We start from the raw sequence: 1,038 nt of genomic DNA, 5'->3' as shown, positions 1-1,038 counted from the left end.
GAATTTATTGAATCGGAAGGGATTCCGGATCTGGGGCGAATATGATTCAAGATGCTGGCTGGGCTGGAGGCCAGCATCCGATGGTGCGACCCATTTCCAACGATTTGCGTAAGCGCGCAGTATCCGCTGTTGCCAAAGGTGAGAGCTGCCGATCTGTGGCGGAACGGTTTGGCGTTGCGGTCTCGTCAGTTGTGAAGTGGTCACAGCGTTATCGAACGACCGGTTCGGTAGCGCCTGGCAAGATGGGTGGCCACCGCAAGCCTGTGCTTGATCCGCATCGCGCCTTCATCGTCGAACGGATCACTCAGACGCCGCATCTGACGCTGCATGGCCTGAAGGCGGAACTGGCAGCCCGTGGGGTCAAGGTTTCCCACAACGCGGTCTGGCTGTTCCTACGCCGGGAAGGGCTGCGGTTCAAAAAAAACACTGTTCGCCCTCGAACAGGCTCGCGCCGACGTCTCTCGTAGGCGCCAGCGTTGGCGATCCTGGCAGGCCGGACTTGATCCGGGTCGGCTCGTCTTCATCGATGAGACCTGGATCAAGACCAACATGGCCCCTTTGCGAGGCTGGGGCCCCAAAGGGGCACGCCTGCGTGGCTTCGCCCCGCACGGGCATTGGCGTACCCTCACATTCCTCGGCGCACTCCGCCATGACCAACTCACAGCACCCTGCGTCTTCGACGGCCCGATCAACGGCGAATGCTTCCGCGCTTATGTGAAGCACCTCCTCCTTCCGACCCTGCGCGAGGGCGATATCGTCATTCTCGACAATCTCGGAAGCCACAAGTCGAAAGCCGTCAGGCAGATGATCAAGGCTGCCGGCGCCAGGCTCTGGTACCTGCCGCCATACTCGCCCGACCTCAACCCGATCGAACAGGCCTTCTCCAAGATCAAACATTGGATGCGGCAAGCTCAGAAGCGCACCATCGAGGACACCTGGCGCCATATCGGTCACCTCGTCCAAGACATCCAGCCTCGCGAATGCGCAAACTACTTCGCAAGCGCCGGTTATGCTTCAATCAAAATGTGAAACGCTCTA

The 1,038-nt window shown here is 59.6% G+C and carries 1 protein-coding gene; it reads left to right on the top strand.

The features are described 5' to 3' along the window. Nucleotides 1-80 precede the first annotated feature (80 nt). Nucleotides 81-1,029, top strand: a protein-coding gene (locus tag EDE08_RS38160) for an IS630 family transposase (protein WP_131874849.1) whose coding sequence is annotated in 2 segments (ribosomal slippage) — nt 81-416 and nt 418-1,029 — 948 coding nt in all. Because the reading frame shifts where the segments join, the coding sequence is not laid out codon by codon here. The last annotated feature ends 9 nt before the right edge of the window (nt 1,030-1,038 follow it).

The organism is Bradyrhizobium sp. R2.2-H, assembly GCF_004346455.1.
Lineage (GTDB): Bacteria > Pseudomonadota > Alphaproteobacteria > Rhizobiales > Xanthobacteraceae > Bradyrhizobium > Bradyrhizobium diversitatis.
The sequence above is the reverse complement of the archived record's forward strand: the minus strand, read 5'-3'. Positions and strand labels throughout refer to the sequence as shown.